Source organism: Pseudomonas baetica (assembly GCF_051216495.1).
GTDB lineage: Bacteria > Pseudomonadota > Gammaproteobacteria > Pseudomonadales > Pseudomonadaceae > Aquipseudomonas > Aquipseudomonas baetica_B.
In genome coordinates this window covers 22,493-49,204 of record NZ_JBPKAM010000001.1, presented here as the reverse complement: position 1 = coordinate 49,204, position 26,712 = coordinate 22,493, and the positions used below count along the sequence as shown (strand labels likewise).

At 52.1% G+C, this 26,712-nt stretch carries 24 protein-coding genes and 2 pseudogenes; 13 read left to right on the top strand and 13 right to left on the bottom strand.

The window, feature by feature from the left end:
* Positions 1-121: 121 nt before the first annotated feature.
* Positions 122-424 (top strand): helix-turn-helix domain-containing protein, encoded by a 303-nt coding sequence (locus tag ACSFE6_RS00245; protein WP_435425773.1) that lies wholly within the window; start codon positions 122-124, stop codon positions 422-424.
* Between the two features lie 383 nt (positions 425-807).
* On the opposite strand, the gene ACSFE6_RS00240 is transcribed toward ACSFE6_RS00245, so the two are convergent.
* A complete protein-coding gene (locus ACSFE6_RS00240) occupies positions 808-1,272 on the bottom strand; it encodes a hypothetical protein (protein WP_435425772.1) in 465 nt (154 codons plus the stop codon).
* Between the two features lie 199 nt (positions 1,273-1,471).
* Here ACSFE6_RS00240 and ACSFE6_RS00235 point away from each other — a divergent pair.
* Positions 1,472-2,298: pseudogene (locus tag ACSFE6_RS00235) on the top strand (5'-nucleotidase); the annotation flags it as partial.
* A 1,051-nt stretch (positions 2,299-3,349) separates the two neighbouring features.
* Here the strand turns inward: ACSFE6_RS00235 and ACSFE6_RS00230 are convergent.
* Positions 3,350-3,484, bottom strand: coding sequence for a hypothetical protein (locus tag ACSFE6_RS00230; RefSeq protein WP_435425771.1), 135 nt, complete (start codon positions 3,482-3,484; stop codon positions 3,350-3,352).
* 119 nt (positions 3,485-3,603) lie between these two features.
* On the opposite strand from ACSFE6_RS00230, the gene ACSFE6_RS00225 reads away from it, so the two are divergent.
* A complete protein-coding gene (locus ACSFE6_RS00225) occupies positions 3,604-3,936 on the top strand; it encodes a hypothetical protein (protein WP_435425770.1) in 333 nt (110 codons plus the stop codon).
* Positions 3,937-4,105: 169 nt separating this feature from the next.
* On the opposite strand, the gene ACSFE6_RS00220 is transcribed toward ACSFE6_RS00225, so the two are convergent.
* The 3 genes from ACSFE6_RS00220 to ACSFE6_RS00210 all read right to left on the bottom strand — a co-directional run bounded on the left by ACSFE6_RS00220 (position 4,106) and on the right by ACSFE6_RS00210 (position 7,980).
* Positions 4,106-4,504: a hypothetical protein gene (locus ACSFE6_RS00220; RefSeq protein ID WP_435425769.1), complete on the bottom strand. Its 399-nt coding sequence runs from the start codon at positions 4,502-4,504 to the stop codon at positions 4,106-4,108.
* Positions 4,495-6,312 (bottom strand): patatin-like phospholipase family protein, encoded by a 1,818-nt coding sequence (locus ACSFE6_RS00215; RefSeq protein WP_435425768.1) that lies wholly within the window; start codon positions 6,310-6,312, stop codon positions 4,495-4,497. The genes ACSFE6_RS00220 and ACSFE6_RS00215 overlap by 10 nt, the downstream gene beginning before the upstream one ends.
* Before the next feature lie 1,221 nt (positions 6,313-7,533).
* The gene (locus ACSFE6_RS00210; protein WP_435425767.1) at positions 7,534-7,980 is read right to left on the bottom strand and encodes a hypothetical protein; all 447 of its coding nucleotides are present in this window, start codon (positions 7,978-7,980) and stop codon (positions 7,534-7,536) included.
* A gap of 243 nt (positions 7,981-8,223) precedes the next feature.
* Here ACSFE6_RS00210 and ACSFE6_RS00205 point away from each other — a divergent pair, with 243 nt between their 5' ends.
* Positions 8,224-9,405, top strand: a complete 1,182-nt coding sequence (locus ACSFE6_RS00205) for a hypothetical protein (RefSeq protein WP_435425766.1) — start codon at positions 8,224-8,226, stop codon at positions 9,403-9,405.
* A gap of 108 nt (positions 9,406-9,513) precedes the next feature.
* Here ACSFE6_RS00205 and ACSFE6_RS00200 read toward each other — a convergent pair whose 3' ends face one another.
* Positions 9,514-10,053 carry a hypothetical protein gene (locus tag ACSFE6_RS00200; protein ID WP_435425765.1) on the bottom strand — a complete coding sequence of 180 codons (540 nt, stop codon included), beginning with the start codon at positions 10,051-10,053 and terminating at the stop codon, positions 9,514-9,516.
* Positions 10,046-10,921 carry a WYL domain-containing protein gene (locus tag ACSFE6_RS00195; protein ID WP_435425764.1) on the bottom strand — a complete coding sequence of 292 codons (876 nt, stop codon included), beginning with the start codon at positions 10,919-10,921 and terminating at the stop codon, positions 10,046-10,048. Before ACSFE6_RS00195 ends, ACSFE6_RS00200 begins: the two co-directional genes overlap by 8 nt.
* Before the next feature lie 130 nt (positions 10,922-11,051).
* On the opposite strand from ACSFE6_RS00195, the gene ACSFE6_RS00190 reads away from it, so the two are divergent.
* From ACSFE6_RS00190 to ACSFE6_RS00175, 4 genes are all read left to right on the top strand, one after another.
* On the top strand, positions 11,052-12,242 hold the full coding sequence (locus tag ACSFE6_RS00190; RefSeq protein ID WP_435425763.1) for a metallohydrolase: 1,191 nt from the start codon (positions 11,052-11,054) through the stop codon (positions 12,240-12,242).
* Entirely contained in the window at positions 12,239-14,464 is a 2,226-nt protein-coding gene (locus ACSFE6_RS00185) for a Mov34/MPN/PAD-1 family protein (protein ID WP_435425762.1), read from the top strand. Before ACSFE6_RS00190 ends, ACSFE6_RS00185 begins: the two co-directional genes overlap by 4 nt.
* Positions 14,465-14,608: 144 nt before the next feature.
* Positions 14,609-15,667, top strand: coding sequence for a ComEC/Rec2 family competence protein (locus tag ACSFE6_RS00180; protein WP_435425761.1), 1,059 nt, complete (start codon positions 14,609-14,611; stop codon positions 15,665-15,667).
* Complete coding sequence (locus ACSFE6_RS00175) at positions 15,667-16,479, top strand: hypothetical protein (RefSeq protein ID WP_435425760.1); 813 nt, start codon at positions 15,667-15,669, stop codon at positions 16,477-16,479. Before ACSFE6_RS00180 ends, ACSFE6_RS00175 begins: the two co-directional genes overlap by 1 nt.
* Before the next feature lie 522 nt (positions 16,480-17,001).
* On the opposite strand, the gene ACSFE6_RS00170 is transcribed toward ACSFE6_RS00175, so the two are convergent.
* A complete protein-coding gene (locus ACSFE6_RS00170; RefSeq protein ID WP_435425759.1) occupies positions 17,002-18,027 on the bottom strand; it encodes a hypothetical protein in 1,026 nt (341 codons plus the stop codon).
* Positions 18,028-19,141: 1,114 nt separating this feature from the next.
* The gene (locus ACSFE6_RS00165) at positions 19,142-20,173 is read right to left on the bottom strand and encodes a ParA family protein (RefSeq protein ID WP_435425758.1); all 1,032 of its coding nucleotides are present in this window, start codon (positions 20,171-20,173) and stop codon (positions 19,142-19,144) included.
* A 531-nt stretch (positions 20,174-20,704) separates the two neighbouring features.
* Here ACSFE6_RS00165 and ACSFE6_RS00160 point away from each other — a divergent pair.
* The 4 genes and pseudogenes from ACSFE6_RS00160 (at position 20,705) to ACSFE6_RS00145 (ending at position 23,961) form a co-directional block, all read left to right on the top strand.
* Complete coding sequence (locus tag ACSFE6_RS00160) at positions 20,705-21,757, top strand: nucleoid-associated protein (protein WP_435425757.1); 1,053 nt, start codon at positions 20,705-20,707, stop codon at positions 21,755-21,757.
* A gap of 55 nt (positions 21,758-21,812) precedes the next feature.
* The gene (locus tag ACSFE6_RS00155; RefSeq protein ID WP_435425756.1) at positions 21,813-23,258 is read left to right on the top strand and encodes a hypothetical protein; all 1,446 of its coding nucleotides are present in this window, start codon (positions 21,813-21,815) and stop codon (positions 23,256-23,258) included.
* Between the two features lie 182 nt (positions 23,259-23,440).
* Positions 23,441-23,647, top strand: a pseudogene (locus tag ACSFE6_RS00150) (restriction endonuclease); the annotation flags it as partial.
* Positions 23,629-23,961 (top strand): restriction endonuclease, encoded by a 333-nt coding sequence (locus ACSFE6_RS00145; protein ID WP_435426014.1) that lies wholly within the window; start codon positions 23,629-23,631, stop codon positions 23,959-23,961. The pseudogene ACSFE6_RS00150 and the gene ACSFE6_RS00145, both read left to right, overlap by 19 nt.
* Positions 23,962-24,058: 97 nt before the next feature.
* On the opposite strand, the gene ACSFE6_RS00140 is transcribed toward ACSFE6_RS00145, so the two are convergent.
* The 3 genes from ACSFE6_RS00140 to ACSFE6_RS00130 all read right to left on the bottom strand — a co-directional run bounded on the left by ACSFE6_RS00140 (position 24,059) and on the right by ACSFE6_RS00130 (position 25,252).
* Positions 24,059-24,442 carry a hypothetical protein gene (locus ACSFE6_RS00140; RefSeq protein ID WP_435425755.1) on the bottom strand — a complete coding sequence of 128 codons (384 nt, stop codon included), beginning with the start codon at positions 24,440-24,442 and terminating at the stop codon, positions 24,059-24,061.
* A 355-nt stretch (positions 24,443-24,797) separates the two neighbouring features.
* Positions 24,798-25,100 (bottom strand): hypothetical protein, encoded by a 303-nt coding sequence (locus tag ACSFE6_RS00135; RefSeq protein ID WP_435425754.1) that lies wholly within the window; start codon positions 25,098-25,100, stop codon positions 24,798-24,800.
* The gene (locus ACSFE6_RS00130; RefSeq protein WP_435425753.1) at positions 25,097-25,252 is read right to left on the bottom strand and encodes a hypothetical protein; all 156 of its coding nucleotides are present in this window, start codon (positions 25,250-25,252) and stop codon (positions 25,097-25,099) included. The genes ACSFE6_RS00135 and ACSFE6_RS00130 overlap by 4 nt, the downstream gene beginning before the upstream one ends.
* Before the next feature lie 321 nt (positions 25,253-25,573).
* On the opposite strand from ACSFE6_RS00130, the gene ACSFE6_RS00125 reads away from it, so the two are divergent.
* Positions 25,574-25,993 (top strand): hypothetical protein, encoded by a 420-nt coding sequence (locus tag ACSFE6_RS00125; RefSeq protein ID WP_435425752.1) that lies wholly within the window; start codon positions 25,574-25,576, stop codon positions 25,991-25,993.
* Positions 25,994-26,125: 132 nt separating this feature from the next.
* Here the strand turns inward: ACSFE6_RS00125 and ACSFE6_RS00120 are convergent, their stop codons facing one another.
* The gene (locus ACSFE6_RS00120) at positions 26,126-26,587 is read right to left on the bottom strand and encodes a hypothetical protein (protein WP_435425751.1); all 462 of its coding nucleotides are present in this window, start codon (positions 26,585-26,587) and stop codon (positions 26,126-26,128) included.
* Positions 26,588-26,712 lie beyond the last annotated feature (125 nt).

Below are 26,712 nucleotides of genomic sequence, written 5' to 3'. Positions count from 1 at the left end.
TTCCCCAGTCCTCGTGTTTTGATTGATGCCAAAATGGCATTATTTCACCGAGATACTAAGGAACTCTTAGTATGTTGTCCAACGAAATCTAAGAATCTCTTAGCCTTTTACGGCGAGAGAAATGACCATTTTCAGTAAGCGTTTAAAGCAGGCACGGAAGGCTATGGGTATCAGTCAGGAGCAGCTAGGAATTGAGGCTGGGCTCGAACCAGCATCAGCGTCGGCTCGCATGAACCAGTACGAAAAGGGCGTTCATGAACCTGGAGTACAAACCGTGCAACAAATCGCTGGTGTACTGGGGTTGCCGCTTGCTTATTTCTACTGTGAAGACGATGACTCTGCGCGTCTACTCAAAGGGTTTCATGCATTGAAAAAAGCAGATCGGAAAAAGGCGATAGAGTTTGTTGAGGGGCTGGATTCCTAGCGCTGACCGCCTAGTGAACTCGACATCTGATGGTGGGTGTTTGGAGGACCTGTTTGGACTCAAAGCCGGTAGGTGATGAGCTCTTCAGTCAGTCGGCAGATCTCGTAGGCTGCATGCGAATCCGGGGCAACATCTTGCACTGAACGGTGAAGTGTCATTGATCTCTGCGGGCAGCAAGAATGCAGCTGATAGGCGGCCATTCAGCAAACGCCCAGTACAACAACAATTGAAAAGTTTAATGCTCGCCGTCTTGGTGAGTTCCGCCGGAGTCCTTGAGCCCACAGCGCACGATGTCTTATCTTCCTCTGGGCGCGCTTTGCTAGCGAGATCTGTTCTCGCTCAACTCATATGAAGCTCCTTGAAGAGCTTCGGTAAGCGCAGTTCTATTCTGCTGGGTCTTCGGTGCGTACTTGCTCACGATTCCGGAGAGGAGACTTTCGCATAAAGTCGCGAAACATCATGTTGAACGAATCAAAGCCTGGCCAATAATTTTTATTGTCCTCATCGTCGTAGTCATAGCGTAATGCGAGCGCTTGCTCTTGGTAGCTCAAAACTGGCCAAATAAGGTTGAATCGCTCTCGCCAATTCTCCGCCCGCACTAGACTGCAAGCAGTTTCCCAGTCCAGCGACGCCATGTTCTTCAAGGCGTGGGATACATTGCTTTCATGCGTAATTTCTTCCCACTCATCTACAAGGGAACGCAATTTGTCGAACACGTATAATATCCAACCGATAGTCTGGAATCTGCATTCGCGAACTGATTGTGGCACTTCACCTAAGTTATTGAAAACCACAAAGGCCATCTTAGTATTTTCTAAATGCTCAACGTGGATGCTGTAAGGTTCCATTACATAGCCCTTTTGGTTGTTATGTGAATAGGCTAGCATGACAAATTTTTATCTTGCAAGAGACTTTTGCTTGACAGGTTTTAAGTGTTATATATACAAGTGACGATTTTAAAACAATTGACGCGTTATCGAGCAGTTTGTTGAGGGGCGGCGGATTGAGTTATCGCGGATAAACTTTATTTTTACATGAGTGATAAAAATGCCCTATGAGCTAGAAAATCGTTTGGTAATAGGCGTGGCCTCCAGCGCCGTGTTTGATCTGTTGGCATCGGACGCGGTGTTTCAGAGCCAGGGAGAGGATGAGTACCGCAAGTTTCAGCAAGAAATCCTCCACGTCCCGCTTCCTAATGGGATAGCGTTCCCCTTCATCAAGCGTTTACTGTCAGTGAATGACCTGAGCGTCGATCATTCGGACCCACTCGTCGAGGTAATATTTCTTTCGCGGAATGATCCCGACACCGGGCTGCGCGTACTGAAGACTATCGAGCACTACGGACTGGGAATGACAAGGGCGATTTTCATGCAGGGAAAATCCGCGTACGAGTACATCCCTGCACTGAATATTGCGCTGTTTTTGTCGGGTGACAAAAAAGACGTGGAAGCGGCCATCAAAGCCGGGCACCCGGCTGGCCAAGTTCTCGACTCAAAATTCGAAGACGACGAAGCTGACAAAACCCTGCGCATCGCATTCGACTTTGACGGCGTACTCGCCGGCGATCAATCTGAATCGATCATGCAGGCCCTGGGCTGACAGAGTTTCATGCCCATGAAGTGAAGAACGTCATGCAGCCCCATAACCCTGGGCCGCTGAAGGAATTCATGGTGCGGATATCCAAGATCCAGTCGGTCGAGGAGAAGTACAAAAAGCTCAATCCTGAATACGAAAACCGCATTCGTATCTCGATCGTTGCGGCCCGCAATGCTCCGTCTCACGAGCGTGCAATGAATACGCTCAAGAGTTGGGGCGTCATGGCCAATGATGCTTTCTTCCTGGGTGGCATCGAGAAAGGCAAAATGTTGGGCGTTAGTTTCGGTTGGTAGTAAAGGTAAACAAAAAAGCCGCTCACCCCTTCAACCTCTCGAAACCTTTCTAGCTGCCTAAAGCCCGCGTGGTATAGGGGCTTTGGAGAGAATGGACTTGTTTCGTAACTCCATTTTAGCACGCGCAGCCCCTCAAAGTTAAACCACCCCTTAAACCCAGTAAAACGGGGCCTTCGACAGGTTTACGTTTTGCTCAAATTGCTTCCCTTCAGCCCGTCGAGTTTGCAACCAAGGTGGCCCACAACGCACCCGCCTACAGTCAATTATCATCGATTTTTATCAATCTCGACTGATTGCATAGGTACACGCAATTCCATGGGTACACGAAAGGGTGCCCACGGCAGTAGCTCTGACATTCGAATTAACACTGTTAAGAGTCCTGACTGTGAGTCCTCTGATCGACGCGGCCTTGGAGCCTCCCTAAGCGTCTGCAAGAACTCGGGTGGGCATTGGGATGCGGTGATGGGACGGATGCGCTCACTCGACCACTACCGCGGCTCCAGACGCCTTCGGGGATGAGGCGAGTCGTGTAGAGAGAGGTGAAACTGGCATTGGTCAAGCAGATGGTGCACCTGCGGAGCCGCTTACTGCACACATATTGGAATTTGACCTATACGGGGCTCGGTGTCGGATCGCACGTCCAGCAGGTGGTCAGCAAGTGGAAGGCTTCGGATCAACCTGGCGAGCAAAATGTGGGCATGGGCTTGTGGTGGTCATGCACAAGGATGGATATAGTCCGGCCTATTCGCGCAGGCAGGACGGTCTGGAGGCTGTCAGAGCATGGCTTACCTCGCCCTGGCTTGTGCGCAGAGCGGGGTGAATGAGCACGAGATCGAACAAGCTTGCGCCCCAGTCTAAGAGATGTGAAATCAGCCGAGGAGTGGAGCCTAGCCACATGGAGAAGTACACGTTTATTGATCGGTATTTTCACAGCCAGCGCGAGCTGTTGGACATCAGGCATTCTGAAGAGCGGGACATCAACACGCTATTTACCTACCTGAATAACCTCCACTCTACGGCTGATAAGCTACTTGAGCTATTCAACTGCAGCATCAAAGCTGCTCCAGAATTCAAAATGCTCCGGATTATCAGAAACTATTTTCACCATGTCGGCGACGTTGACGAAATTCGCCTTCATGTAAAGGTCGAGGAAAATGTTTTCGTTAGCCATTCGCAACACCTTCTAATACCACTCGAAGTGCTTGCAAGAAGCGTGAAATCATTTATCGATAACACGATACCTAACGAAAAAAAAATTACAAAGCTAAGTTGCAATTCGTGCAGAAGGATATGAGTGATATTGCTGAGATCTTCGACTACGCCACTACTCTTATGCAGGATCTTGAACTGTTCTGCCACAAGCCGAGCCTCAGGCTTGACGGAAAGGTCTACGAACTCGGATTCGATATGTACAAGTTTGTTTTCAATGTTACGAATATTATTGCAGACAAATGTCGGGAACTCCCGGAGCTCCACGAAAAGAAGGTGATTCAGGAGCTCGATTGGTCTTGTCGTGCTGAAAACAACATAGGCAAGCACGACGTTTTTTGCAGCCCTTCCAACGTACCAATCACCACCACCGAAGGCTTTGTTTATGCTAAAGAAATAAGCCTTGTAGGATAAATTGGTGCATGATTGAGTGGCTTAATGTGAAGGGCGTGAAGGTGTGAGGGCTTAGGCGCTAATCACCACGGGCAACATAGGTAGGCACATACTTAACGCGCGGGGAGTGGCCAGCAGCATTAAAGAGCCTCAAACAAACACTGAAGCGCCGTTCTTCACGGCGCCCCAGTTATCCTAATTTCGGCCCGTAGTCGTCATCAGTCTTCTTGTTCGGCTTCGAGGATGTGGACTGAATCCGGTTTTTTCGATGATTAGGGCTGCTGTTGTGACGCTCTTCCCAATACTCGCGTGCCGTGGCAGCGCCTGAGTTGAGCGTCTTCATGATTTCATAAAACCTTTCCTTGTCGCCGTTTTTGACCCATTCTGCGTAACCCACCTGGTCGAGATGTTTTTCAAGCTGGTCTAATTCATTGCTTTGGCGAATAAGTTCACGCACTTCGGTAGCTGTTTCTCTGATTTCTTCAATATATTCAGAAGCGGTACCAGCAGCCGATTTTTTCGCATTGGTTCGTTTCTTCGAGTTCGAAGAGATGACGGTACCACCTGGGATGCGGAGTTTTATTTCCATTTGTTTTGGCCCTGCACGTAGCTTGCAATTCCAACCTCGTTAGCATAATCATGCACGGCGAGTTGAGCTTCTGTCAAAAAGTCAAGAAATCTTTCCTGCGCGCCACGACTATTTCGAATTGGCATATCACAATCAATTTTGATGATGCATGGACGGATTTTGTCCCTTGATCCTTGGATTATCTGTTCGCCATACCGGTTAGCGCTGCACACCTTGTCCTTGGGGTACGATGGAATACATACCATCCAGTTCATCGCAGGCCAAGCATTTTCCATCAGCGGCTCCTTGTGTGGCTCGACGGTCGCTAACGCCTCTTTTTGGCTCCAGGCGGTTCCCGCGTAGGAACCCTTCAAGGGCACGGTTGCGTACCGATCAGGATCGCCTGAGTCATAGCCATGATCGAAGACAAAGGTGACGTCCGAGGTGGAGTAGCCAATCTGAGCGCCTAATGCGACCCTCAATCGATAGCGTGAGACTTTCGTGGTGAACCTGCGTCCCTTTTCGTTGAGGATCTGCTCAAGGATAGCGTGGATGTCCTTCGCACCCTTGCTCAACGCGTTCGGAGCGTGAATGAGTTCGTTACCGACGTCTTTCAAAGCTTTGACCTTGGCCTTGTCTACCTCAGCATAGACGTCCTCGGCAGACACATCGAAATCCAGGAGATCCAGTGTGGTCGGAAGCGCGACGGTCGCCATTGAGCCAGCCGCCCGGGTATGGATCTCACCTGACCCATTAACAACTGTATTAGCGATGGATAACAGCCAATGCATCTTATCCTTCGGGGCAGGGCTTTCCAGGCTGAACGCCACGGTGGTGGCGTCGGCTTGCTTGAGTCTTTCTTCATCGAACGCCCAGGCCGGTAGGTTCGATACGAGTCCCCCATCGAGGAATTTCCCATAGACCTTCTCAACGCCCGTCGGCGTATGGCGAAGGAAGTTGAATTTCCAGTGCCTGAAAATGATGGGAAGGCAGATAGAGGCTGCCACCGCGTCTGCTACGCTCACCCGAGGCGTGCGACTGTACGAAAAGTGCTCAAGTCTCTCGGAGCTTTTGTTTGTAGCGATAATTTTTAGGGGGATGCAGCCGGCATTGTGCATATCGCGAAAAGTGATGTTCTTGTTTTTGTGGGTTTTGCCGTTTTCCTTGAGTTTGAAGGCGATCGCAGCGTCTATGAAATTCCGGACTTTGTGCACCGTAGTAAGGCCGACCAGTGCCCAGATCATGAAAACGATTACCCCAATCCCGGTGAACACCAAAGGCCAAAACGGCATGGGCCAGGTTAAATAAAAAAACCAGGATAGCAAGGCTGCGATGATGGCTCGCGTGAACCAGTTGTCCATCGTTGCCAGGTCTGAGTCGTCGGGCCAAGGCGAAAAGATCTTCGACGCTTTGCCAAGTCGTACGACAGACTTGATCGTAAACCAACCCCGGCGTGTAAATAGATGCGTCGGTTTCGAATAATTTAGCTGACCCTTTTCTTTGCCGAAGAGCTTGCTTGTAAAAAAGTGCTTTTTGCCGTCAGGGTCGACGAGTTCCTTGGAGTTGAAGCCTGCAGCGATCAGCGCGGCGACCATTGAGCCTGCGGAGGTGCCCGATACTGCCCGGATGTCGAAATTGAGCGCTTCCAGAGCAGCGATGCCGCCAATATGGACGATGCCCTTGGCACCGCCACCCTGAAGCGCTAGGAACACAGGCGATTTTGGAAGCGGCTCGTGAGTGCCTACCTTCTCGAACACCTCGTCGTTTGCGCCGCCCGAGGTGGTGGGGGCTTTGCGCTTTTCAACAGCATCTTCCGTTGAGCTTGTCATGTTTGACTTACCAGGTCTGGTTGGTAGATGGGCGCAGATTCACTGCCCTGCACATCACATTGCCTAGGGCGTGCGCGCTGAACGCGCAGAGCTCGAAGGTTGGTCAGGAGGGTGCAAAGCCGCTTACGTGACGTTGGCAACGTTCGAGCGGTCTGGTGGTGTGTTTCGGCAGGGGCGAATACTATCACGGAATGGCCGTTTGACATCATTGGTGCAGCCATGCGTGGCGCGCTCCATCACTAGCCCGAGCCGCAGCCCTACACCTAGCCTACTTAGAGATGGCGCAAGAGCAGATGCCCTGGATGCTCGCTTCGCTCGAAGCTCAAAACGTCGGGGTAGCCATCTACACCAACGACCTTGATCGATCCAGAGGCTGGAGAGTGCATACAGACCAAGGTGCAGGTGGTGAGCCCAGGTGAGGGGACTGCTTCGTGGGACGTATGCCGTTCGATCCGGTAGCTATCGCCTGCCAGCATCCGTGATGGTTCGTTCTCCGAAAGGTCAACACGAGTCGATGTCTTCCTCAGCAAGTTAGTTGTCTGCGTTAGGTGCCTGTCCCCGTGGTACTGCGCTTCATACAGCGGCCAAGCGCCTGTCTCTACTTCGTTCACCGTGTACTGCAGGTTGGTCGAGGTGCCGAGCAGAATTCGACTATCAACGTGTTTGTCATGGGTATGCACGCGACCAGGCATGCCATAGCCGTCTGCTCGATCACTAGGCCAAAGATGCAGTCGCCATTCCTCGTCCTCTTGGCGCTTCAGAAACAACACAAAAAATCCGTGGGGATGCATTAGTCATGTGGGGTTCTGTTCTGCTATCCACCGTTTCAGGGCTTTGAGCAGAGCGGCGCGATCGCAGCAGAGGAAATGCTCGCGGGAGAGGCGTTCATTAAGCTCAGCGTGCATACGGGGCCGGGGAGCTTGTGGCTTTCGCTGCAGCAGCTTGGCTTTCCGGCGAGACCAGGTCACCGAACATGGTCGAGAGAATTGCACACGGGTGAGGATCGGGCAGGGCTGGTACGGTAATTTCTTCTGCTTCATTCTTGATCCAGTTGAACTCGGTCAGTAGTCCCAAAATCCTTGTGCTTGCGGGTGTGGCAATACGCGTAATCTTTCGGGTCTTCGCGGGTGACCATGATCTCATCCGCGGTACCCTCTATTCGGAACGTGGATAGGCGGCTGCTCAGGTGCAGTTCTGCCTGGATGAAAGGACGATTGAGATTTACGGCTTGGGCAAGAGCAATGATCGTCGCAAGCACCTCGTGCTCAACGTACTCTCTGCTCCATAGATAGTGGTCAAAGGACGCTGACTTCCGAAATTCGGCGTATCGTCGGCAAACCTCAGTATCCCTGAAATCCAGCAAAATAACGTCCAGGCGAATGGGCTGCCGACGTGCTTTACGAGGGTGGGCAGCGCTTTGGCGCGGAAATGCCGGCCTGTACGCACGTAGATTCGGTAATCGTGCGCGCCGCCGGCCAGCCGGCGCAGGTTCTCATCAATGTCCTGAGGCAGGATCAGTGTCTCGGCGCGCGCCAATCGTGGGTCTGTGAAATAGGACAGGTAAAGCGTTGAAATAATGGCGAAGGCGCCACTGGCGACGATGGAAATGAAGTAGTTGTTGAAGGCTTCCCACAGAGCCTGATCCTTCCCGTAGTAGGCGATCAGCATGATGAGGACACCACACGCCGCGATCACGAGCGTGCTGGCGACGAGGAAAGAACGACGCTGATAGCGTGAGCTGAAAATTCCAGAGAGTGACACGGTGTGCTTTGATCCAAAGGTAGAGTGCCGAATTCTGTGTACCAATTGGACTCTGCGCAAGCATGAGATGATTGCCCTGATAGCTGAACACTGGAGGGAGGCGTAAGCCTTTGTAGAGCCCACCCTGACACGAAGACAAGGAGCAACACATTGTCAGCTCAAAACCAACCAACAGAACCCGAAAACCAAATCGACCAAAGTGGCTCAATCGAGAAGCCTAAAAAGGCCTTCGTGCTTACCGACAAGATGCGGCGTCAGATAGAGGAGTCGGAAAAAGAGCACCGCCGTTACAAGCGTAGGGAGAAGCGGTTTGAGTTCAGCTGGATTTCCTGGTTTTGCGATGAGTTCCCGAATGAAGAGGTTTACAGGCCTCCCCTGGTTGAGCGACGCAACACGCGCCAAGAAATGGCGTATCACCGGTTCCGACAAATGACGAGCTGGTCGTTTTGGTCGCGGATGAAGTCTGGCACCGGTATCAAGCTCGCAGCGGTGGGGGGCCTGGTTGCCGCATTCCTTCAGGCAGCTCCCGAGTTGAAAGGTGCTGCGGCTGCGGTGGGGCCCTTGAGCTGGTTGCTGGTCGGCGGGGGCTTTTACTTGTTAGCGGTAATCTGGTTCGAGTGGAGATGTCCGGTTCTGCTAAAGCGCACGCTTGCTGGGAAGGATGAGTACCTTGGCATTGAAGGGCGGCGCTGGCTGCTCGCGCTCGTTGAGGATGAGCTGCGACGCTGGTGGAACATTAAACCCTATGACCTGGATGTGGGCAGAATTAAGCCAGAGTCCAATACACACCAGCTTGCAGTTGCAATCACTCAGCATGGTGACATTCCAGCCTACGGTGGCTTTGGTGAATTCGCATCCGCACGAATCGAGTATGCACTTTGTGAGTACGCCCAGCTGACATCGACAGCGATTTGGCGAGAGGATTTCAAGCCGAACGAGTTCGAAGAATTCAAGCCGGTACATCGATTTTGCCCACGTAATACGCCTCTGCGTAGCCTCCACTTGAGCATCATGAATGGAAGTGAGGTGAAAATGGCTAAGGTGGGCAAGGAGGGCGATTTGGTGGTGCGCTGGCTTAACAGCCCGCTGGATTTTCAGTCGCGGCTACCAACCCCTCGAAATCTGATGGTTTCGGCGCATGCAGAAGGCCTCATCTACCTGTTCCGCACCGACGCTTCTGCGCTAACGTTCACTCGTATTGTGGCGCAATGGCAAAACACAATGCTCCCCTTGTGCCGGCTCACTCTCATCAGCCTGTTCCTAGCGAGTGGCGGCTGCTTCGCCTGGTTTGTCTTCCTGCAGCTGAAAATACTGGTACCCCTACTTACTTGAGTTGCTGATCGGCGAACCCGCAGGGCGGCTGCAGAGACGAACGCCCACCTCCAAACCAAGCGGCAGGTAGTGGGCCTGCCGCATCACACTCCCAAGCAAGAACCTAATTCAGGCTTGAGGGGAGGTTGGGGTGGACGGTTTGGCAGGCTCCGCCTCACCAGCCCGAGTCTGTCCACTTCGTGTTTTATCAATGCCCCAAACCGCCTTCGCGACCTCCTCAATTTTCGCCACGAACTTGTCGACGTTGAAGCCGGCTATGAAGGCCAGTGCGAAAAATCCAATTTCGCTTGCTCCGGCGTTCGCGGTCGACTCCAGTACCAATAGACCTGCTTTCAGGAAGAGGTAGCTCACTGCACCGGCGATTGTGCTGGTGATGGGGCGGATGAAATACCAGACGTGCCAGTCCGGATCCCAGCGCTTGTGAACGCACTTGTTGAGATAGATCGCGCGGAAGCAGTACAGGGCTCCGCCAACGTAGGCGATCGCGCCACACATCAAAGGCACTCTCAGCGGCCTGTAGGGTTCAGAAAGCCAACCCAGAGCCATCGCACCAATGGAGTAGGTCGCGAAGACCAGAAGGGCCAGCAGATAGATGATGATGAGGATCGTCAGATCCCTCTTTGGCTTGGCTGGAGTGGCTTCATTCATCTACTGCTGACACCTTGTGAGCGTTCTCAATCCGAAGCATCACGATTTGCTGATGCTCACTGACCGGGTCGTCTGGCTTCAAATTCAGGTTCAGCCGGCGGTTTAGGTAATACAGTTGTGCCTTGCGAGCCCTAAGCCGAGCTTCGCCATTCACCATCTGGTAATCGTGCTCGATCGCTTTTCGCTTTTGAGGCGGGTAGCTCGGATTCGGGCCGATGACCACATCGATGAAGGTCTCCCATTCAACGTCCTCTGGCACCTCTGAAGGAGGGGCGAATGAAGCTTTCAGGGCATTGATGCGACCTAGAACAAAATCCTTGAAGGCCTCTGACTTGAAGCAGAAGGCGCGGGTGTGCCAACGGAAGCCGTCATGGGCAAACGATATGGGGAAGATCGTTCGAACGGCTGGCTCATCGAAGTTGGTCATTGATCGATAGTCGACGTCCACGGCCTCGCCTACTTGGAGCGCCCTGATCAGCTTGATCAAGATCTGCTGATCAACCTGCCTCGTGGGGGACGGCAGGCTTGCAACTGGGGGTGCCCAACCGATGAAGCTATCCGTGGGGGCAATATTGCCAATGCCGCGCTGCAGTAATTCATTCAGATAGTGCCCTGGATCTGGGTTGGTCAGGACGGGTTTGAAGTCAGGGCCTGCCACGTACGCTTTCAGCGTTCGGTCATAGGCCATATTTTCAGGGGCGAGCTCCTGATAAGTCGCGAAATCCAGTGACGCTTGGGGAACAGAAATTCCAAAAAAGCTCGTCAGGTCTGAGCGATTGAGTTTTCTCTCCCACAGCAGCCGAAAGTCAATGAATTCAAGGCGGCGCTCCTGGCCCCAACGTCCGGTACGGGTAGCGGTAGCAGTCATCTGAAATCAGCCTGGTCGGTAATGGGTATAAAAAATATTCGAATAGTATATAGACGGGTTGTGTTTCTATACGTATCTTACCTTAGCTGTAGCGTTTCTCAAAGATGGCGCAGTGCCCGGGGAGGGATATATGGTTGCCAAGGTGACGTTTTTCCAAGTAGGTACCGGTGACATGACGTTGATTCGGCTGGCCGATACGTCTGTCACCACCATTCTGATTGACTCGCGGATCCGCCAGGCAGCGGACAACCCGGACGATGATACTCCTGACGTGGGCAGGGCACTGCGGGAGCGGCTGCAGTGGGATGCAAAGGATCGTCCATTCGTCAACGCCTTCCTGCTGAGTCACCCAGACCAAGACCATTGCGCCGGTCTGAGAAATCACTTCTGGCTTGGCGATCCTGCGGATTACCCTGACGACGGCAAGGATCGTTGGGAGAGGCGGATTTTGATCCGTGAAATGTGGTCGTCGCCTCTGGTATTCCGTCGGAGCTCGAAGAACCACATCCTCTGCGACGACGCGAAAGCTTTCGATAAAGAAGCGCGGCGGCGAGTAACCTACTGGCGAAATTATGGGATCGCAGGTGATGGGAACCGAATTCGCATCATGGGCGAAGACAACCAAGGGAAGACTGACGACCTTGGCCCAATCCTGGTTAAAGCCGGTCAGACTTTCAGCCAGATCGCGGGTGAAAACCTTCCGCAGTTTTTCACCTCGCACCTGCTTGCACCGGCACCGCATGAAGATGATGCGGTTCTGGAAGAAAAGCTGACGAAAAACGAGTCGAGCGTGATCATGAATATTCAGATCTCGCCATATGCTCACTCGCAAACCAAAACCAAATTCCTTGTCGGCGGTGACGCTGAAGTATTGATCTGGGAGCGGATGTGGAGTCATTACGAGTCCACGCCCGAGGTGCTTGAATATGATCTGCTCCTGGCTCCGCACCACTGCTCCTGGCACACGCTTTCGTGGGACAGCTGGTCGGGCAAGGGTGAGGGCGCCAAGGTTAGCCGGGATGCCCGTCAGGCCCTGAGTCAGGCGCGCAATGGGGCAACGATTGTTTCCAGCAGTACTGAGATTCTCGACGACGATTGCGATCCACCCTGCATCCGGGCGAAGCGGGAGTATCAGGACATCCTGAACGAAGTAGATGGCTGGTTCTCTTGCACGGGGGATCTCGGTGAGAAGGCTTGCATGGACTTCGAGGTCGGGTCGGATGGTAAGGTCAAACTGCTGGCCGTTGCTGCAGCGCTTGCCGGAGCGGTACCGAGTTCCGTGGCGGCGTCGATTCCGCCCCGCGCGGGCAAATGCGAATGATCGATTACTACGAACTCGGTGAGGCGTGGGCCGGGTCAGGGGAGGATCACCTCTATTCCCAGACCCAGGCACTGCTCAAAGCCTTGCGGGCTTGTCCCTACACCGATGTTCGAGAAATCAGGAAGGACACGCCAGGGAAGGGAAGCAGCGAATACATCGTCATTGATGCCGGAGACGGTACAGTGGATTCGGGCAATCTCGCCGGAATCAGGCGACGCGAGCGATTGGCGGTCGGTGTAAATTCTGACTACCGGGTGCCGGTGGTGGTCTACGCGCTGCGCAAAGACTTCCCTGTACTGTCGCACCAGCATCCACCGTCCCCGGGCGGGGCTAGGGTGTTTTGTCTGTACGACCGCATTTGGTCGACGGTCGAGCGAACCTGGACGCCGGAGCGTTTCATCGCTCGAATTTTCTGGTGGCTGCGAGAGTCTGCGCTGTTGAAGTTGCACAGGGATGATCAGCCGCTTGAGCAACTTTTTTACCTGAGCCCTTACCAGCTCATCCTGCCTTCCAACTATACCGACTACGCAAAGTCAGATAGCAACACGTTGACCGTCTGCAAAGTGGATGTAGGTGATTCGATCATCTTGAGGGCCGATCCCACTCAGCCGGGCGACCAGTCGAAGATGGTCAGGATGGTCTCAATGGTGGTAAATCCCGTGGGATCGCCAACATTGGCTAGTTATCCCGAGACCTTGGGTGATCTGCACGATCAACTCGTCTGCTGGGGCAGCGACCTCTATGAGTCACTTCATGCGACCGTTTATGACGCGGTTGAAGGCGGTGTTTCTGCTGCGCCCGCCCAAGGCCAAGGTATCCTCATCACTGTCTGGATTCCGCGCGTACGCGACGGTGAGGCTGAACGCTTTGACGTAGCTGGGTACATGCTGGACGTCTCTCTGTTTGACCTCGCAACGGCCCTGGATATGTTGGGGCCGCCCGATTCGAAAGGATTGAGTCACCGTAGCGTAGTCATCGGGGGAACTGTCGGTACTGCCTGGCGAATGATTCCGCTCTTGTCGGTAGAGGTTCGGACGGCTCTCACAGCCAAAGTCGCTCGTGATCTATCGGGCACCCCTGAGGAGAACAGTGACATCCAAGGCGTCCTGGCCGGGGTAGGGGCCTTAGGTAGCGTGTTGGCTGATCTATGGGTTCGCCAAGGCTGGGGGCGGTGGACTTTCATAGACCCTGATCGGGTGCTGCCTCACAATCTATGCCGCCATGTGGCGTTCGATTCATTCGTTGGCCTGCCGAAGGTCAACGTCGTGAGGGATCTGGCTGCCGCGACCTTTCCGAACTGGGATCCACCCAAGGCAATTGCCAAAGGCATACTTGAGGATACCGAGGAGATCGCCTCGTCATTGAGAGCTGCGCAAATCGTGGTGGATGTGACGACCACGTTGGAGGTACCACGTGAGCTCGCCCATAGGCCGGAAGCTCCCCGTACCGTGAGCTTGTTCGTTACACCTTCAGGGCTCTCAAGTGTGATGATTCTCGAAGATCAGGACAGGCTTCAGCGCGTCGATGGTCTGGAGGGGCAGTACTACCGAGCGATACTGGAAAACGATTGGGGTCATGAGCACTTGGCCCAGCCTCTGGGGGATCGCTGGGTGGGTGGTGGCTGCCGTGACATTTCGGTAAGGATGTCGGGTGAGTCTATTCATGGTCATGCCGGAATCCTTTCCAGGCAGCTTCGGCAGTCGGTGGCCAAGCCGCAGGCCAGGATTTGTGTCTGGGAATCAGATGACCAATCCGGATCAGTTACAGCTCATGAGGTCGAAATCGCGCAGGTACATACCGCGCAATCATCTGGCTGGACGGTGAAGTACGACGAGTCACTGGTTCAGAAATTGTGCGCCGCTCGGCAGAAGGCCCTGCCGAACGAAACGGGTGGCGCGATCCTCGGCGTCACGGATTTGAAAACGAAGACGATCGTCATTGTTGATGTTCTGCCGGCGCCGCCAGACAGCGAGGCCAGTACGAGCCATTTCATCAGAGGGCAAGAAGGTCAGGCAGAAGCGCTGGAAGCGGTACATAAGCGTACTGCTGGCATGGTGGATTATGTGGGCGAATGGCATTCGCATCCCGATGGGTGCCCAGCTCGCCCGAGTGAGCTTGACGAGAATTTGTTGAGTACCCTGCATCGCCAGATGAGCGTTGAAGGATTGCCAGCGCTCATGGTGATCGCTGCCAAAGGTGCAGTAGGGATATTTGTGCGTTGATTCAAGCGGCGCGCTTTGACTTTGGGTGACCGAAAGTCAGAAATCAACCATTTGACGTGAATGTGCGATTACTCGTAAAAATATCAAGTTGCATATTTATTTGTCTTTTTGCAATCGCTGTTTTAGCCCAAGGAAGTAGCAATAATGAGCTATGAGGTCGATTTCTTACCCGTGGGAGAAGGCTCTGGCGACGCAATCGTTATCCGCTACGGTGACGACGTTAACGGTTATTACCTTCATGTAGTCGATGGGGGTCGCACTGAAACGGCTGAAACCATCATCACGCACATCAATGCGTTTTATCCGGGATATCGCATCAATCACATGGTGCTTTCGCACGCTGATGATGATCATGCGACTGGGCTTATTGGTGTGATGGAGAATATCGAGGTTGAAAATCTTTGGATGAACAGGCCGTGGCTGTATGCCGATCAGATTCTTCATCACTTCCACGGCAACTTCACCCTGCAAGGGCTGATCGACAACATCAAGGAGAGGCACCCGTATCTGGTAGAACTGGAAAGGCTTGCCATCAAAAAGGGGACTCACATCCACGAGGTGTTTCAAGGTGCGCGAATCGGGGTGTTTACCGTGCTTGCACCAACAAGAGAACGGTATGTCAACTCGATCCCCGATTTTGGCAAGACACCCGATAGGTACACCGCCGAAGTGGCAGATTCACGAGAGTTCGGCTTGCTGCGGTCTTTAGTCGAAGGTGCAAAGAGGGTGCTGGAAAACTGGGACATCGAAACGCTCGCGAGCAACACCGAGACGTCCGCGTCCAATGAAAGTTGCGTCGTGCAGTACGCCGTACTCGAAGACAAGGGCGTTCTACTTACCGCTGACGTTGGCCCCATCGGATTGGCGGAGGCAGCCGACTATGGGGCTCAGCTTGGCTTGAAAAGGCCCAGGTTCGTACAAGTGCCCCATCATGGAAGCAGGCATAACGTTACGCCTTCAGTTTTGGACATGTGGCTTGGCCCCAAGCAACCACCAGGCACAGTGGTCGGTACCGCTTTTTGCTCGGTCGGGTCAAACAAGCACGACTACCCGCGAGCGCAGGTGAAGAACGCTTTCATGCGAAGGGGCTTCAAGGTTTACTCCACCCGCACGAAGTGGATTTGCCACTACAAGGGCTCCGGTCATCCCGATGCTGTTCCGGCAGTTGCGGAAGAGTTTGCAAACGAAGTGGAGGGCCGCTGATGGAGATTTTTAAGTTCTTCGACGCCTATTCTATTCGCGCAAGGCTATTTCCAGCCATCATTGCAGCGGCACCGGCACTCGCTGCTCTGACGCTCTTGATCTCGTGGAAGACGTTCGGACTTTCGAACATGATTGCGTCGCTGGGGCTACTCGTTATGCTGTTTGCTATCGCGGACTTTTCGCGTGCTCGCGGCCGCAAAATCGAATCCAAGATATACGAAGAGCAAGGCGGCATTCCATCGATCACCATGTTTCGTCGGAACGACCAGACCATCGATGGAGGCTCAAAAGAGCGATATCGAGAATTTATCGCTGGCAAGCTGAAAGTGGCGATTCCCAGTCCTGAAGAAGAGCGCGAAAATCAAGACGCTGCAGACTTGTTTTACGGTCAATGCGGTGTGTGGCTTCGCCAAAATACTCGCAACACGAAAGTCTTTCCGATCCTATTCGGAGAGAACGTCACATATGGTTTTCGCCGAAACCTGCTCGGTGTCAAGAATTTTGCATTGTTGCTTAATGTCTTTGTTGTAGCAATTTGCACGCTTACCCTTTGGCGTATGTCATGGGATATTAGCGCCCCACTGGGCAGCAAAACTACAGTAGTTTTAATTGTAGCGGCGGCACACGCTGCCTACATGATCCTGGCGGTAAATCGCAATGCTGTCTGTGACGCCTCGCGAGCTTATGGCCGAGAGCTCATACTTAGCTGCGAGACTTTCCTAACACAGCCGAAGAGCCCTGCCAGGAAGACTTCCGCACGAAAGAGCGTATTAAAGACAGAGAGCACACCCCCGCCGCCTGGGCAACCGTAATCGAAGACTTCTATCTGGCATGTTCGACGGGTTGCTGATCAGAATGTCGATATACAGAAATAATCGTGTACCGTGAACAGCGCCGATTTGGCCGAAAGAGCCTAACGTGAGTGGCTGCTTCAGTCGTTTTCTGCCGGTCATGGTGACAAAGCACGCTGATCAAATTCGATGCAATCGTTGGTCAGAACGAATGCAACCGGGTGATCAAGTGGAGTGCGATTTTGCGGCCCGAACTCATGGGCGGCGTGCAGGCGATTTTCGATGCAACTGAAGCTCCCTTAATGCCTTAGGCTACACGCGCGATTCGTGTGAAACCTGTGGCGATGTAATGCAGGCCGTTCTAACGAGAAGGACGGTATGGCCTAGATGGGGTAAGTAGTGAACCGCCAGAGGGTTCCGGCGGCTTCATGAGCCCGATACGCTATCTACGATCTCCCAACGCTACCGGTTTCAACCCCAATCTATCTGTGGAATGAAGACATTGGTCGTTTTTTTTGAGCGGGAGGCTATAGCAGTAGCAGTTTAAGCACTGATGCATTGCACAGGCCCAGCCTTTTTGGTGCTTGGGTACCAAATCCAACCCTTGCTGCCTTTCTCGGTAAAGTGAGCGAACACCATCACATAGTTGGTCACGGTTTGTTTGAAAATGGTTTGATACTTGATTCTTAGCCTCAGGCCAACCTGCTGTGTTGCCGGTTGCATTCCTTGGATTTCTGGCGGCATATGCTCTAGAGACTCAAGAAAGCCGGCATTCTTTGCAATCACGTCAATTGGTTCCGGCGAGGCATCATACAAACAGTAGTCGTCATTCTTGGCGCCCAACAAATTAGCCAGCTGTGCGACTGAGATAAAAGGGAAGTCCAAGATGGATTTGGCTGGGATGGTGATTCCGTTCGAGTCGGCCACCAAGTAGTAATTGCTTTTTTTCACAGGAATAACCGAAGCTTTCGTTAAAGGGGTTCCTTTTTTATCGTTTACCAAGTCAATTAGAACATCCTGAGCCGGGATTTCGGATTGGTTTTCCAAGGAGGCAGTCAAAAAATTGGCTGCGTCGTCGTCTCTAAAGCTGAGAATACTCACATCTTTGACGGAAACCTTTGTTGGGTGAGTAGCAATCAAATACGCATCCTGGGGTGACGAACCGTAGGCTTTTGAGTTTTCAATGACGGTTTTTGGCTTGTTGTTAATGGGCAGTAGCCGGTCAATTAACAGCTCGAGAACGTCCTTGCGGCAGTTGTTTGCTTCTTTGATGCTATCGAGCACCTGATTTCGAAGTACGCCAACGAAGGAGTCCTGCGAATAGTCGGCTGCGAGCGAAGCGCTCCCATCACCCAACTTTTTAACGAGGGCGCCCAATTTTACCTCAACTGAGCCCTTGATTTTTGCTTCATGGCTGGAGCCAGTTGTTTGCGCCTCATTACAAAAATCTTTGGCAGTCTCTCGGATTAATTTGAGTGCCTCTGACTGTTGGAGGATGGTGGATTCAGCATTCGCGGAGGAGACGGTCATTGCGACGAGCAATGCAACAGCGGATTGGATACGTTTCATAAATTTACACCTGCATCGAATGAAGGTGCGTCGTTCCTTAGGCTAAATTGAATGTGGGCGAATGCCCACTATAAAAACCTGTACCGATCAATGCGTATGAGTCTGCGTGGTACAAGGTGGTTATAAAGAATAACGGTTCGGAATTTTGGAACTTGAGCGTTTCTGAAAAATATTTTTTCCGATTTGGGGTGAATTTGAGAGCTCAGCCATACAGCGTGTACGAAACCCTGAATTTCCTGTAAGCATCATCATTCCAATGCGTTCGAGCCCAAATGGGAGGAGCATAGGTGCCCCCCAAGCAGGCTCACTGTGACTTCACAGTTGGATAGTAAATCCGGCTGATTCGAATGCCCTAGGGGTACTTGTTTATAATCCTAGAAAATGCCTGTCGGAGTGGCCTCCCTTTGATTGAGCTCGCTCCATAAAATCAAAATATATTCTTCATTGAGTAATGACTCATAATTTTTCCTATCCGCATTATCTCTTACACTCTCAATCTTAGTAGTGGGGAAATGATTGAGCTTCCTGGCCTTGTGACCCAAAAAAGGCATTCTGTTCTTTCATTTAAAATACTTGGAAAAATATGAAAGCAAGAGCTTGTCGTGGAAAAAATACAGCCGCTTTGCAGTCAAGCTCTTGCTTGCGTATATCTCCGTCTTGATCAAGCGCCAGAGCTGCTGGAGTCATTCCCTAAAGCATCGGAGTTAGGTTCGGTCGATATAGAAACCGAGATCGATCCGAGTGGTTTGTACTGGGTACCTCGGAGCTCCCAAGATTCCTGGGCTCTTTTTAGTGCATTGCACAATATGCCGATTGGCTGGCGGATGAACCTGCTTGTGAGGTGGCGAATGCCGTCACTCTGACGGCTACATTAGATGAGGAGCGGATGAAGCGGTGTGTTGACTACCACAGGCAGAGAAGCATGTTCACGAATCGTTTGGTCGATCGATAGGCAGCTGCGCCCCAAGCGAGTGAAGTAATCCGGGAGTTAACCTTGGCTGAAGACATAGGGCTGCAACACAGGCCATTCAACCGGGAAAGGAGGGTACTGGCCAGAAGTAACAGGGAGTGAGTCGCCAGGGGGGGGCATCAACGGCTTCCTGAGCCCGGTACTTTAGGTACCCTCTCCCATTGCTGCTGGCTTCAGACGATCTTTTTTGAACTGTGGCGTATCTTCCGCCAGATTCAGGAGGTCAGCCAGGCAGGCCTTTCGGACATTCTGCATCATCTGGTAGCTGTCAATGATCTCTCCACCCAGCATCTCCAAAAGATGCTCAAACAGTCGGTAGTGATGATGTTGTTGATCCAGATTCTGCCACTCGCTCATGAAATCCCGAGGCAGTGCCGGTGATGAGGATATCGCCTGAGGGATGAAGAAGGGGCAGAATAATTCGGCGGTCACATCAAGCCCATCAGTGCTTGCGGTGGCGGCAAAGTCCATGCACATGAGGCGTGGGCGGTGCAATAGCTGCACCGGAGCGTGGAGTGCATCACTGTCGATAAAATCTTTGAGTGCCCAATTGTCAAAGCTGCTGCTGAACTCCCCGGGTAATAGGTAAATATCAGGGCGGAAGTTTTTTAGAAAACCGTCGATGTTTGCTTTGAGGCGATCCCCTGTGTTCTCGCGGGGAAGGAAAGAATCGTGGGTTACGCTATTGGCAACGTCTACGATCACGATCTCACCTGCTGACGGTCGATAGGCGAGAATCTCGTCCGGACTGAGCGCAGGGCAGTTAATCCTAAGTGCTTCCAAGCGGTGAATGATATTTTCTGAGTATCGCCTGGTTTCGGGGTACTCAGCGAAGAGGAATGTGGTTTTCAGGCGAAGCGATTTTGCTATCGCAGCAAGATACATGGCGACGGTTGTCTTACCGACTCCACCTTTCAGATTGGCGATCGCAATGATCAGCCCTTCTTTGGGTAGCTGAACTCGGGGCTCATCATCCGTCAACAGCTTAGATCGCACCATTTCCGCAATCCAACCCATGAGAAATGGGTCAACTGGCCGCGTACCATTCAACCAGCGGCTGATTGTCTCAGGTGCGGTGCGCTTCCCATCCTCTCGCAGGGCGCTGACTTTTTCAGCCAGTGCTACCCCACTGAGATTTAGGTACTTCATTGCGCGTTTTAAGAGCAGCGCATTCATCATTTATTGACCTTCGATCATTTTTTTAAGTTGATTTATTGATCGTAGGTCAATAGCATGGTCCATGCAATGAAAATTGTCCGGGTGATTTGTCTGGTAGGCGAGGTTGATGATGGCAGCACAGAGTTGCAGCACGTTAACCGATGCTTGAAACACAGGCCGGTCGCGCGGCAAAGAAAATGTTGGGATGCTCAGAAAGGCCAAGCCAGATTTTTATCTGGGATCGAAGCCATGGTCGAGATCTTCGCTGAGAATGCAAAGTTGGAAGGCCGAAGGTGCGGGGATTTTTATTTGTAAACTATTCGGTCATAAGCTGAGATTTGCGGCTCTTGGTTGCTTGCCAGCTTTTTGACCTTCGCCATATGTTGGCGTGTTGGAGCAGAGCATCAGATGTTACCTGTCGAACTGGCTTTGCAGAGCATGCGTCGTTAGGCGCATATTTTTAAAACCATATCTACTTGCCTGAGCGGTTCGCCGCAAGCATGCCTATCCTGCTGCTCTGCAGGAGTTACGGCTGCACTTGGAGTTTAGATGAGCTTTTTTACGGACGAAGAGCAAGGGTCACTAACGATAAAAAGAATGATTCTTCATGTCGTTGGTACCAAGGCTTTCCAAGCCATGCCAGAGCGCGCATTGGAAGAGCAAGGTTTTTTCGTTGGCAAGATTCTGGATACGGCGGCAGCGCCGGTGTTCATGTTCAAGGGCTTTTCCACCACACGGCGCGAGATCGAGGCAATCGCTAATGGCGACACCACCTTTGAGCGGGGAGCGCAGAGTCTTGCCTTGAGCTTCAACACCCAACACGTCATCAGCAGTGCTGACGGGGTGTTGTGCATGTTCGAGCTGGAGGTAAAGGATCCTGATGTGAAGATCTACAGCTTGATCAAATATGACTACAAACTTGCGCTAGAGCAGGACGATGCCGCACCAGCGAACGCGCTACGGCGAATCGTCAACGCGCTGGTTGATGACAAAAAAGCCATTCAGAAAACTGCATTGATACGTGTTGTCAGTGGGGTGGCTAACCAAGAGGTTTCGGCCACCGATCGCACCAAGCAGGGGCCGGATATCGCAGATTATTTTGCCGACTTCCTTTCGGTCGCCAGGGCGGTTTCTGATACTGAGCTAAGCGAAATCACGCGCAAATTGATCAGGGCGACTTTGCAGGCTTGCAAAAAGGATCTTCCAAACGAGGATGTGTCGAAGGCTGTCAAGAAGGCGCAGGCATCACTTGGCTCGCGCAGTAAGATTGACGAAGACGCCATCGTCGAAGCGGTATTGGTTGCTGCTGGGCATCCTGAAGATGAAAAGGTCGCCAATCGGCTTGAGCGTGAGACGCGTAAGCGGGTGAGAACAAGCAAGGTGCACGAGCTTAGTTTCAAACCGGATCGCAGAATTCTCAAGCAGCCCTACATGCGCAAGATTATGACCGTGGAGGGGGTGACTATCCTATTCCCTGACAGGGTCGAAAATCCTAATGTGCGGGTGATAGAGCTGAAAGGCGATAAAAGGCAAATCATCGTGGAGACTGACATGGTCACGGAGGACAGTGTTGTTGCACCTAAGCCTGGCCAACCTACTTAATGACTTGGCTCGAAAAGGGCTCGCGCTGATCTCAGAGGGCCCATCGAGCCTTATCGTGTCAAATCTGTCGTCCAGTGCGACCCTCACGGTTGCGCGGGCCGCCTCCGACGCTTCGTGGCCCGTCAGCATTGTTGACGGTCATGGTAGTGAGTACGATTTTGATGAAGTTCATGAGGATTTCGGGCCGTTCCGTATCCAGCTTGAGAAAGTATTGCCGCCAGCGCAAGAGCAGGTTGATGACCTGTTTTTGGTCACGGAAGTTGGATTCAGTAGCTATTTGCAGAAGGGGCACTCGGCCGCCCGCTGGCGTTTGCTTGGTTTAAAACAGGCCTTCATTTCGCGAGCCAGGGTGTATTGCGGGTGGGATGATGCTCTGATGTTCGAGGTAGCGCCGGCAACCAAAGCACCCAGGTTATTGGTGAAGGAGTCTGCCACTGTTCGAACGGTACCTGACGATGTTCGGCACTGGTTACTTGCGGAGGGCCAAGGCTTAGTCGAAGACAATTCTTATCAACAGATATGGGCAACGCATGCGTTCAATGTGTTGAGCCGTTGCGTGGCCAACGAAATAGACTCGACGGGCAATACGCTGACGTTCAAAGGGCCACCGAAACTTAACCTGACCTTTGCGCAATCCTTTGAGGCAGGAGAGTCCGAAAGCGTTGGTTTGGAGGATTTTCAGGTTATTCAGGAAGCAGCTGGTTGGGTTTTTGATAACGCCAGGGAAGCAGAGGTGAAACATATTCTGCTTTCAGCAGAGATCGCGCGGTCAGGAAGGTCAGACGGAGAGGTCGCGGAATATTTTCGCGAACATCTAGCCGCTGCGCTCGAATGCGCAAAAATCGCCTATCAAATGGCAGTGTCCGAGATCACAAAGGACACCCTCAAGTCGCTGGGAGATCTACGTAAGGCCGTGACTGAAGAAGCCTCCAAAGCCACCGATGCGACCAGGCAAGCAGTCGCTGCGATCGCTACGGCGTTAACAGTAGGCTTGGGGTTGATAGCCGCTCGACTAACAGTCCAGATCAATCCCTATCTCATTACGGTCGTTATGATTGTGGCTTTTGGCTACACAGCGATGAATGTATTCTCTGGCTGGAAGTTCATCAAAATTCAACAAGCCCTGCGTGCAGAATGGCAATCGAAGCTGTACCGTTTTCTCTCGACAGCTGAATTCAAAAAAATGGTGGAAAAACCAATAGGGGATGCTGAGGGCATCTTTCGTCGAGTAAGTATCGTAGGTCTATCGATCCTTGCCATGTCGGCGGTTGGGGTCGTTGTATTCGCCTTCACTCACGGTGAGCCGGCGATAGTGGGTCAAAAAGACTCTCCGGGCGAACCTGCCGATCAGCAGCGAAGAGTCGCTCCACCGGGAGTGCCTAAAACTCAGCACCATGGCTCCGAAATCGAGCGCAATCATGAGAAATGGCTAACTGTTGACCCGCTTATCACTGTCTCTATTGATCCAGCTTCGTTTGGTCACTTGTTGTCTAGGCGATAGCTCTCGGTGCCTCAAGCTGGCTCGGCCCCGATGGAAAAAGCAGCTTCAGATGTTTATCCGCCAAGACAAGAGAGTAATATGGATATAGCGTACTACCGCGAGGCTTCTTGCAAGCTATGTGGGTGGGCGAGGCGCCGGTGGGTATCCCGCCACAACGCTGGAATGTCGATAAATAGTGGGCGATGGGCCACCTTCCCTTCCGAGAACTAAAAAGTTTTGATGTCTCAGATCCAAATATTGCCCTTGACGAACTCGCGACTCATTTAAAGCGTAAATTCACCGATATTCATACAATCACCCCACGACGTTTTGAGGGGCTTGTCGCTGAGATTTTCAGAAGTCTTGGCTGGCAGACCAGGTTGACTAAGCAATCTGCGGATGGAGGAGTCGATATTTACCTTTTGAGCATGCTACAGGTCGGCAAGCGATTGTGGAGTGCAAACGCTATAAAGGCACTGTTGGGATCGGCGTCGTGGACAGGCTTCTTGGTGTACAACTCGTCTTGGGTGTGAATTCTGCTTATCTTGCGACAACCTCCAAGTTCTCCAAATCCGCTAAGGATCGACTTAATTCAACAAACATCGGCAAACATGGCTTTGAGCTGAATCTAATGGATGCTGAGGATCTGCTGCGGGAGCTCGACGCATTCAATACAGAGCTACCGTCACTCCATTTACGCAAAACTTTCAAGAATGTGCCTTAACACAGAGAAACGGTCTTTCAACCGCCTCTCTGTGAGCCACGACATTTTGCGGCGTGGGAAGGAGGGCAGACGTTCTATTTCCTTCCCAGCAGCCGTGTCAGAGGTATCCCAGAAACAGGGTAATTGCCCGGGAAGCGACCATCAGTAATGTCCCGGCAATCAGTGCTGCGCAGTAAGTAGGTCTGACACGCAGTGCTACCCCACGCCGTTTATGTTCCTCACGCATCCGACGAATTTGCCAGCGTTGGATGTAGGGGGTCAGCGGGGCCAAGATCCCCAGCACGTTGAACGACGTCGCAATAACCCCCAGTTTAAAATCAAGCCCGATCGGGCCTTGGTGTGCACTGGTGGAATAGAAAATTTCTGACGCATTGAGTCCCGCGATGATCGTCATCAAGGCGAGCACGAACCAAAGCAATCCCAGAATTGGTTTGGATGCAAAGGCAGGGTATTTCCAAGGGTTTAACGTTTGTACAGGCATGATTTCTCCGAGAGAGGCATGGGTGTGGTTACTGCCTGCCTATCTTGAACGCTCCCTGTGGGGCCGCAAGCCAAACTGAGGGCTGGTTTTTCCGTGCCTAATTTGCGCTGGGCTTCGTTCAGGCACACCTGAGTTTTCTTGGGCAAAACTCTGTCAGATTTGCGGCTGAAAGAAAAAGTCTGGATTCAAAACGTATTCAGACTTTATTTCGAAGCATTGCACTTTGGTGGCAAAGAACAAGCTTGAAAGCCAGCACCATGCCACGAGAAGGGCGTCTCAACGGCGGCTGCTATTCCTGATGAGGATGCGTGCAGGGCTGCATAAGAACCTGATGCACTCCATGCGAGCTTTATGCTTACTTGAGTTTGCTTTTCAGCATTTCGAACATTGCATTTTTCGCCCGAGCGACGAACTCATCTTCGGTTTCGGACTTTTGGGGCAGGCCAATCTCTGATTCAAGCTCGCCCAGAAACTCATTATCAGTAATGAAGTTTGCAGCACCGTCAGCGAATTGGGAGGCCTTTGTTGCCCCCAGGCTTGTGCCAAGAATCGCGACGGATGCCATTTTCACTTCAGCGCGAGTAGTGACTGCAAGTGTTTCAGCGCTTTTGGGGGCGAAGGTGTTATTTCCGTGCACGATATCAGTCAGTGATTTCATTGAGCTGCCTCTGCATTTGCCCTGAAAAATTCGCGGAATACCTTGTCCATCAGATCGACAAAAGCCTGGCAAATTTCATCTTTCTGTTCTTGCGAAAGCGATGACCAGATTTGAGAAATGAAGCTGTAGAGTTTGAGCAGAATATCGAGCATATGACGCTCCCTGTAGTGCTGGTTTCTGACCCTTCTGCATCGGCCAACGCCCTGCAAGCTTGAGCAAGAGTCGGGTCGACGCCGTGGGCATATTAAGCGTGCGCTGGCATCTGTGACCGAAACAGGCCTGGAAATGCGCGGCCCCTAAACGCTATGACGTCAAGCCAACGGTCTTCAACTTTCGTGTTTGCCTAGATGGCATTCGGCCATCATTTTTTGTTAATCTTACGGAAAATAGGTTGCTGCTGATGCATTCAGATTGGACAGCCTTAAATGGGCGACTAGTTCTGCTGTTTCGGCTGTTTTTCTTAGGGATAAGGCATGGAAACGAAAGAAAATCTGGAGCAGGGATTCCGGACGGCGCTCGGTGGCTTCAACGAGCTGCAAAACAAGTTCTTGAACGAGGCGCTGGATCAGTACTACGAGTTGATCAAACAATCGATCAGCACCGACGCCGGCGTCATCACTAAACAGTCGCTGGACATCCAGCAAGGCTTCGCCGTTGAAGCCCACCACACTGGCTCCTACAACATCGAAGCCGCAGGCAAGGGGGTCAATAATCACCGGGCGACGATGGACGTTGGCCGGCGAAATGACCCCGTCACCGACATTCGCATCAACACGCCTGATCAAAATATCTCATCTGCCTTTGCGCAGTACCATCGCCTTCATGCGGAGCTTCAACCTTTGCTGAAAGCTGCCAATGTCGCGAAAGGAGGGTGCCTTAGCAGCAGAAATTAATGGCGAGGGAAGAAAGATTCCTTGGCAAAAATTGAGAGAGGCTCGGCACACGATAGGCAGTGATCTGTGGGGTCTAGGAACACCGCCGACCATTTGCCGCCGACAATAGTGAAACAGCTCGTGCGGCCTTGATCACCACCTGGTTTGACTGGAGGACGTTTCCGACAAAGGTAGCTTCTGACCAGGGTAGGGGGAGGGGTCAGGATTCCAGATGACGCTGTAGGCATCGAAACAGGGCCAAAAATTATCGTAGTAACGAAAATCCATGATTCTCGCCACTTCACGTTCGCTTTCTCCGATGATGTCCCACACGTATTCAAAACGATCCCTGAGAGTCGTCAGTGCGAGCAATCGGGTTGCTTGATCAGGCAAAAGCCCAGCCACACGCTCGAGCGCTTCCTGATCATACCCGGAGTTCAAAAGCCCATCATATCGGTCAACTAGACGCTGAGCATGGTCAAATATACCCAAGAGCCAACCGATACGTTGGAATTGGGATATTTTGACCGACCGGAATTCCTCGCTTGGGCCCGTTATTTTTACGGAGACTAAGGTTTCTCTTTCAAGGTGGCTTACATTGATGCAATAGGACATGACGTTCTTCCTTTTTTGTTTTTTATATAATTGGAATAATAATCCATGAACCAGATTTACTTTGCAAGTGAAAATTAATTGTCAATTTGGCAACTAAAAATATGACGCGGTAGTGTTGTGTGGTC

What these genes read in the sequence shown, in the direction of transcription:
- ACSFE6_RS00245 (WP_435425773.1), top strand. Translation starts at nt 122, where the DNA reads ATGACCATTTTCAGTAAGCGTTTAAAGCAGGCACGGAAGGCTATGGGT.
- ACSFE6_RS00240 (WP_435425772.1), bottom strand. Translation starts at nt 1,272, where the DNA reads ATGGAACCTTACAGCATCCACGTTGAGCATTTAGAAAATACTAAGATG.
- ACSFE6_RS00230 (WP_435425771.1), bottom strand. Translation starts at nt 3,484, where the DNA reads ATGGCTAACGAAAACATTTTCCTCGACCTTTACATGAAGGCGAATTTC.
- ACSFE6_RS00225 (WP_435425770.1), top strand. Translation starts at nt 3,604, where the DNA reads ATGAGTGATATTGCTGAGATCTTCGACTACGCCACTACTCTTATGCAG.
- ACSFE6_RS00220 (WP_435425769.1), bottom strand. Translation starts at nt 4,504, where the DNA reads ATGGAAATAAAACTCCGCATCCCAGGTGGTACCGTCATCTCTTCGAAC.
- ACSFE6_RS00215 (WP_435425768.1), bottom strand. Translation starts at nt 6,312, where the DNA reads ATGACAAGCTCAACGGAAGATGCTGTTGAAAAGCGCAAAGCCCCCACC.
- ACSFE6_RS00210 (WP_435425767.1), bottom strand. Translation starts at nt 7,980, where the DNA reads ATGCTGATCGCCTACTACGGGAAGGATCAGGCTCTGTGGGAAGCCTTC.
- ACSFE6_RS00200 (WP_435425765.1), bottom strand. Translation starts at nt 10,053, where the DNA reads ATGAATGAAGCCACTCCAGCCAAGCCAAAGAGGGATCTGACGATCCTC.
- ACSFE6_RS00195 (WP_435425764.1), bottom strand. Translation starts at nt 10,921, where the DNA reads ATGACTGCTACCGCTACCCGTACCGGACGTTGGGGCCAGGAGCGCCGC.
- ACSFE6_RS00190 (WP_435425763.1), top strand. Translation starts at nt 11,052, where the DNA reads ATGGTTGCCAAGGTGACGTTTTTCCAAGTAGGTACCGGTGACATGACG.
- ACSFE6_RS00185 (WP_435425762.1), top strand. Translation starts at nt 12,239, where the DNA reads ATGATCGATTACTACGAACTCGGTGAGGCGTGGGCCGGGTCAGGGGAG.
- ACSFE6_RS00180 (WP_435425761.1), top strand. Translation starts at nt 14,609, where the DNA reads ATGAGCTATGAGGTCGATTTCTTACCCGTGGGAGAAGGCTCTGGCGAC.
- ACSFE6_RS00175 (WP_435425760.1), top strand. Translation starts at nt 15,667, where the DNA reads ATGGAGATTTTTAAGTTCTTCGACGCCTATTCTATTCGCGCAAGGCTA.
- ACSFE6_RS00170 (WP_435425759.1), bottom strand. Translation starts at nt 18,027, where the DNA reads ATGAAACGTATCCAATCCGCTGTTGCATTGCTCGTCGCAATGACCGTC.
- ACSFE6_RS00165 (WP_435425758.1), bottom strand. Translation starts at nt 20,173, where the DNA reads ATGAATGCGCTGCTCTTAAAACGCGCAATGAAGTACCTAAATCTCAGT.
- ACSFE6_RS00160 (WP_435425757.1), top strand. Translation starts at nt 20,705, where the DNA reads ATGAGCTTTTTTACGGACGAAGAGCAAGGGTCACTAACGATAAAAAGA.
- ACSFE6_RS00140 (WP_435425755.1), bottom strand. Translation starts at nt 24,442, where the DNA reads ATGCCTGTACAAACGTTAAACCCTTGGAAATACCCTGCCTTTGCATCC.
- ACSFE6_RS00135 (WP_435425754.1), bottom strand. Translation starts at nt 25,100, where the DNA reads ATGAAATCACTGACTGATATCGTGCACGGAAATAACACCTTCGCCCCC.
- ACSFE6_RS00130 (WP_435425753.1), bottom strand. Translation starts at nt 25,252, where the DNA reads ATGCTCGATATTCTGCTCAAACTCTACAGCTTCATTTCTCAAATCTGG.
- ACSFE6_RS00125 (WP_435425752.1), top strand. Translation starts at nt 25,574, where the DNA reads ATGGAAACGAAAGAAAATCTGGAGCAGGGATTCCGGACGGCGCTCGGT.
- ACSFE6_RS00120 (WP_435425751.1), bottom strand. Translation starts at nt 26,587, where the DNA reads ATGTCCTATTGCATCAATGTAAGCCACCTTGAAAGAGAAACCTTAGTC.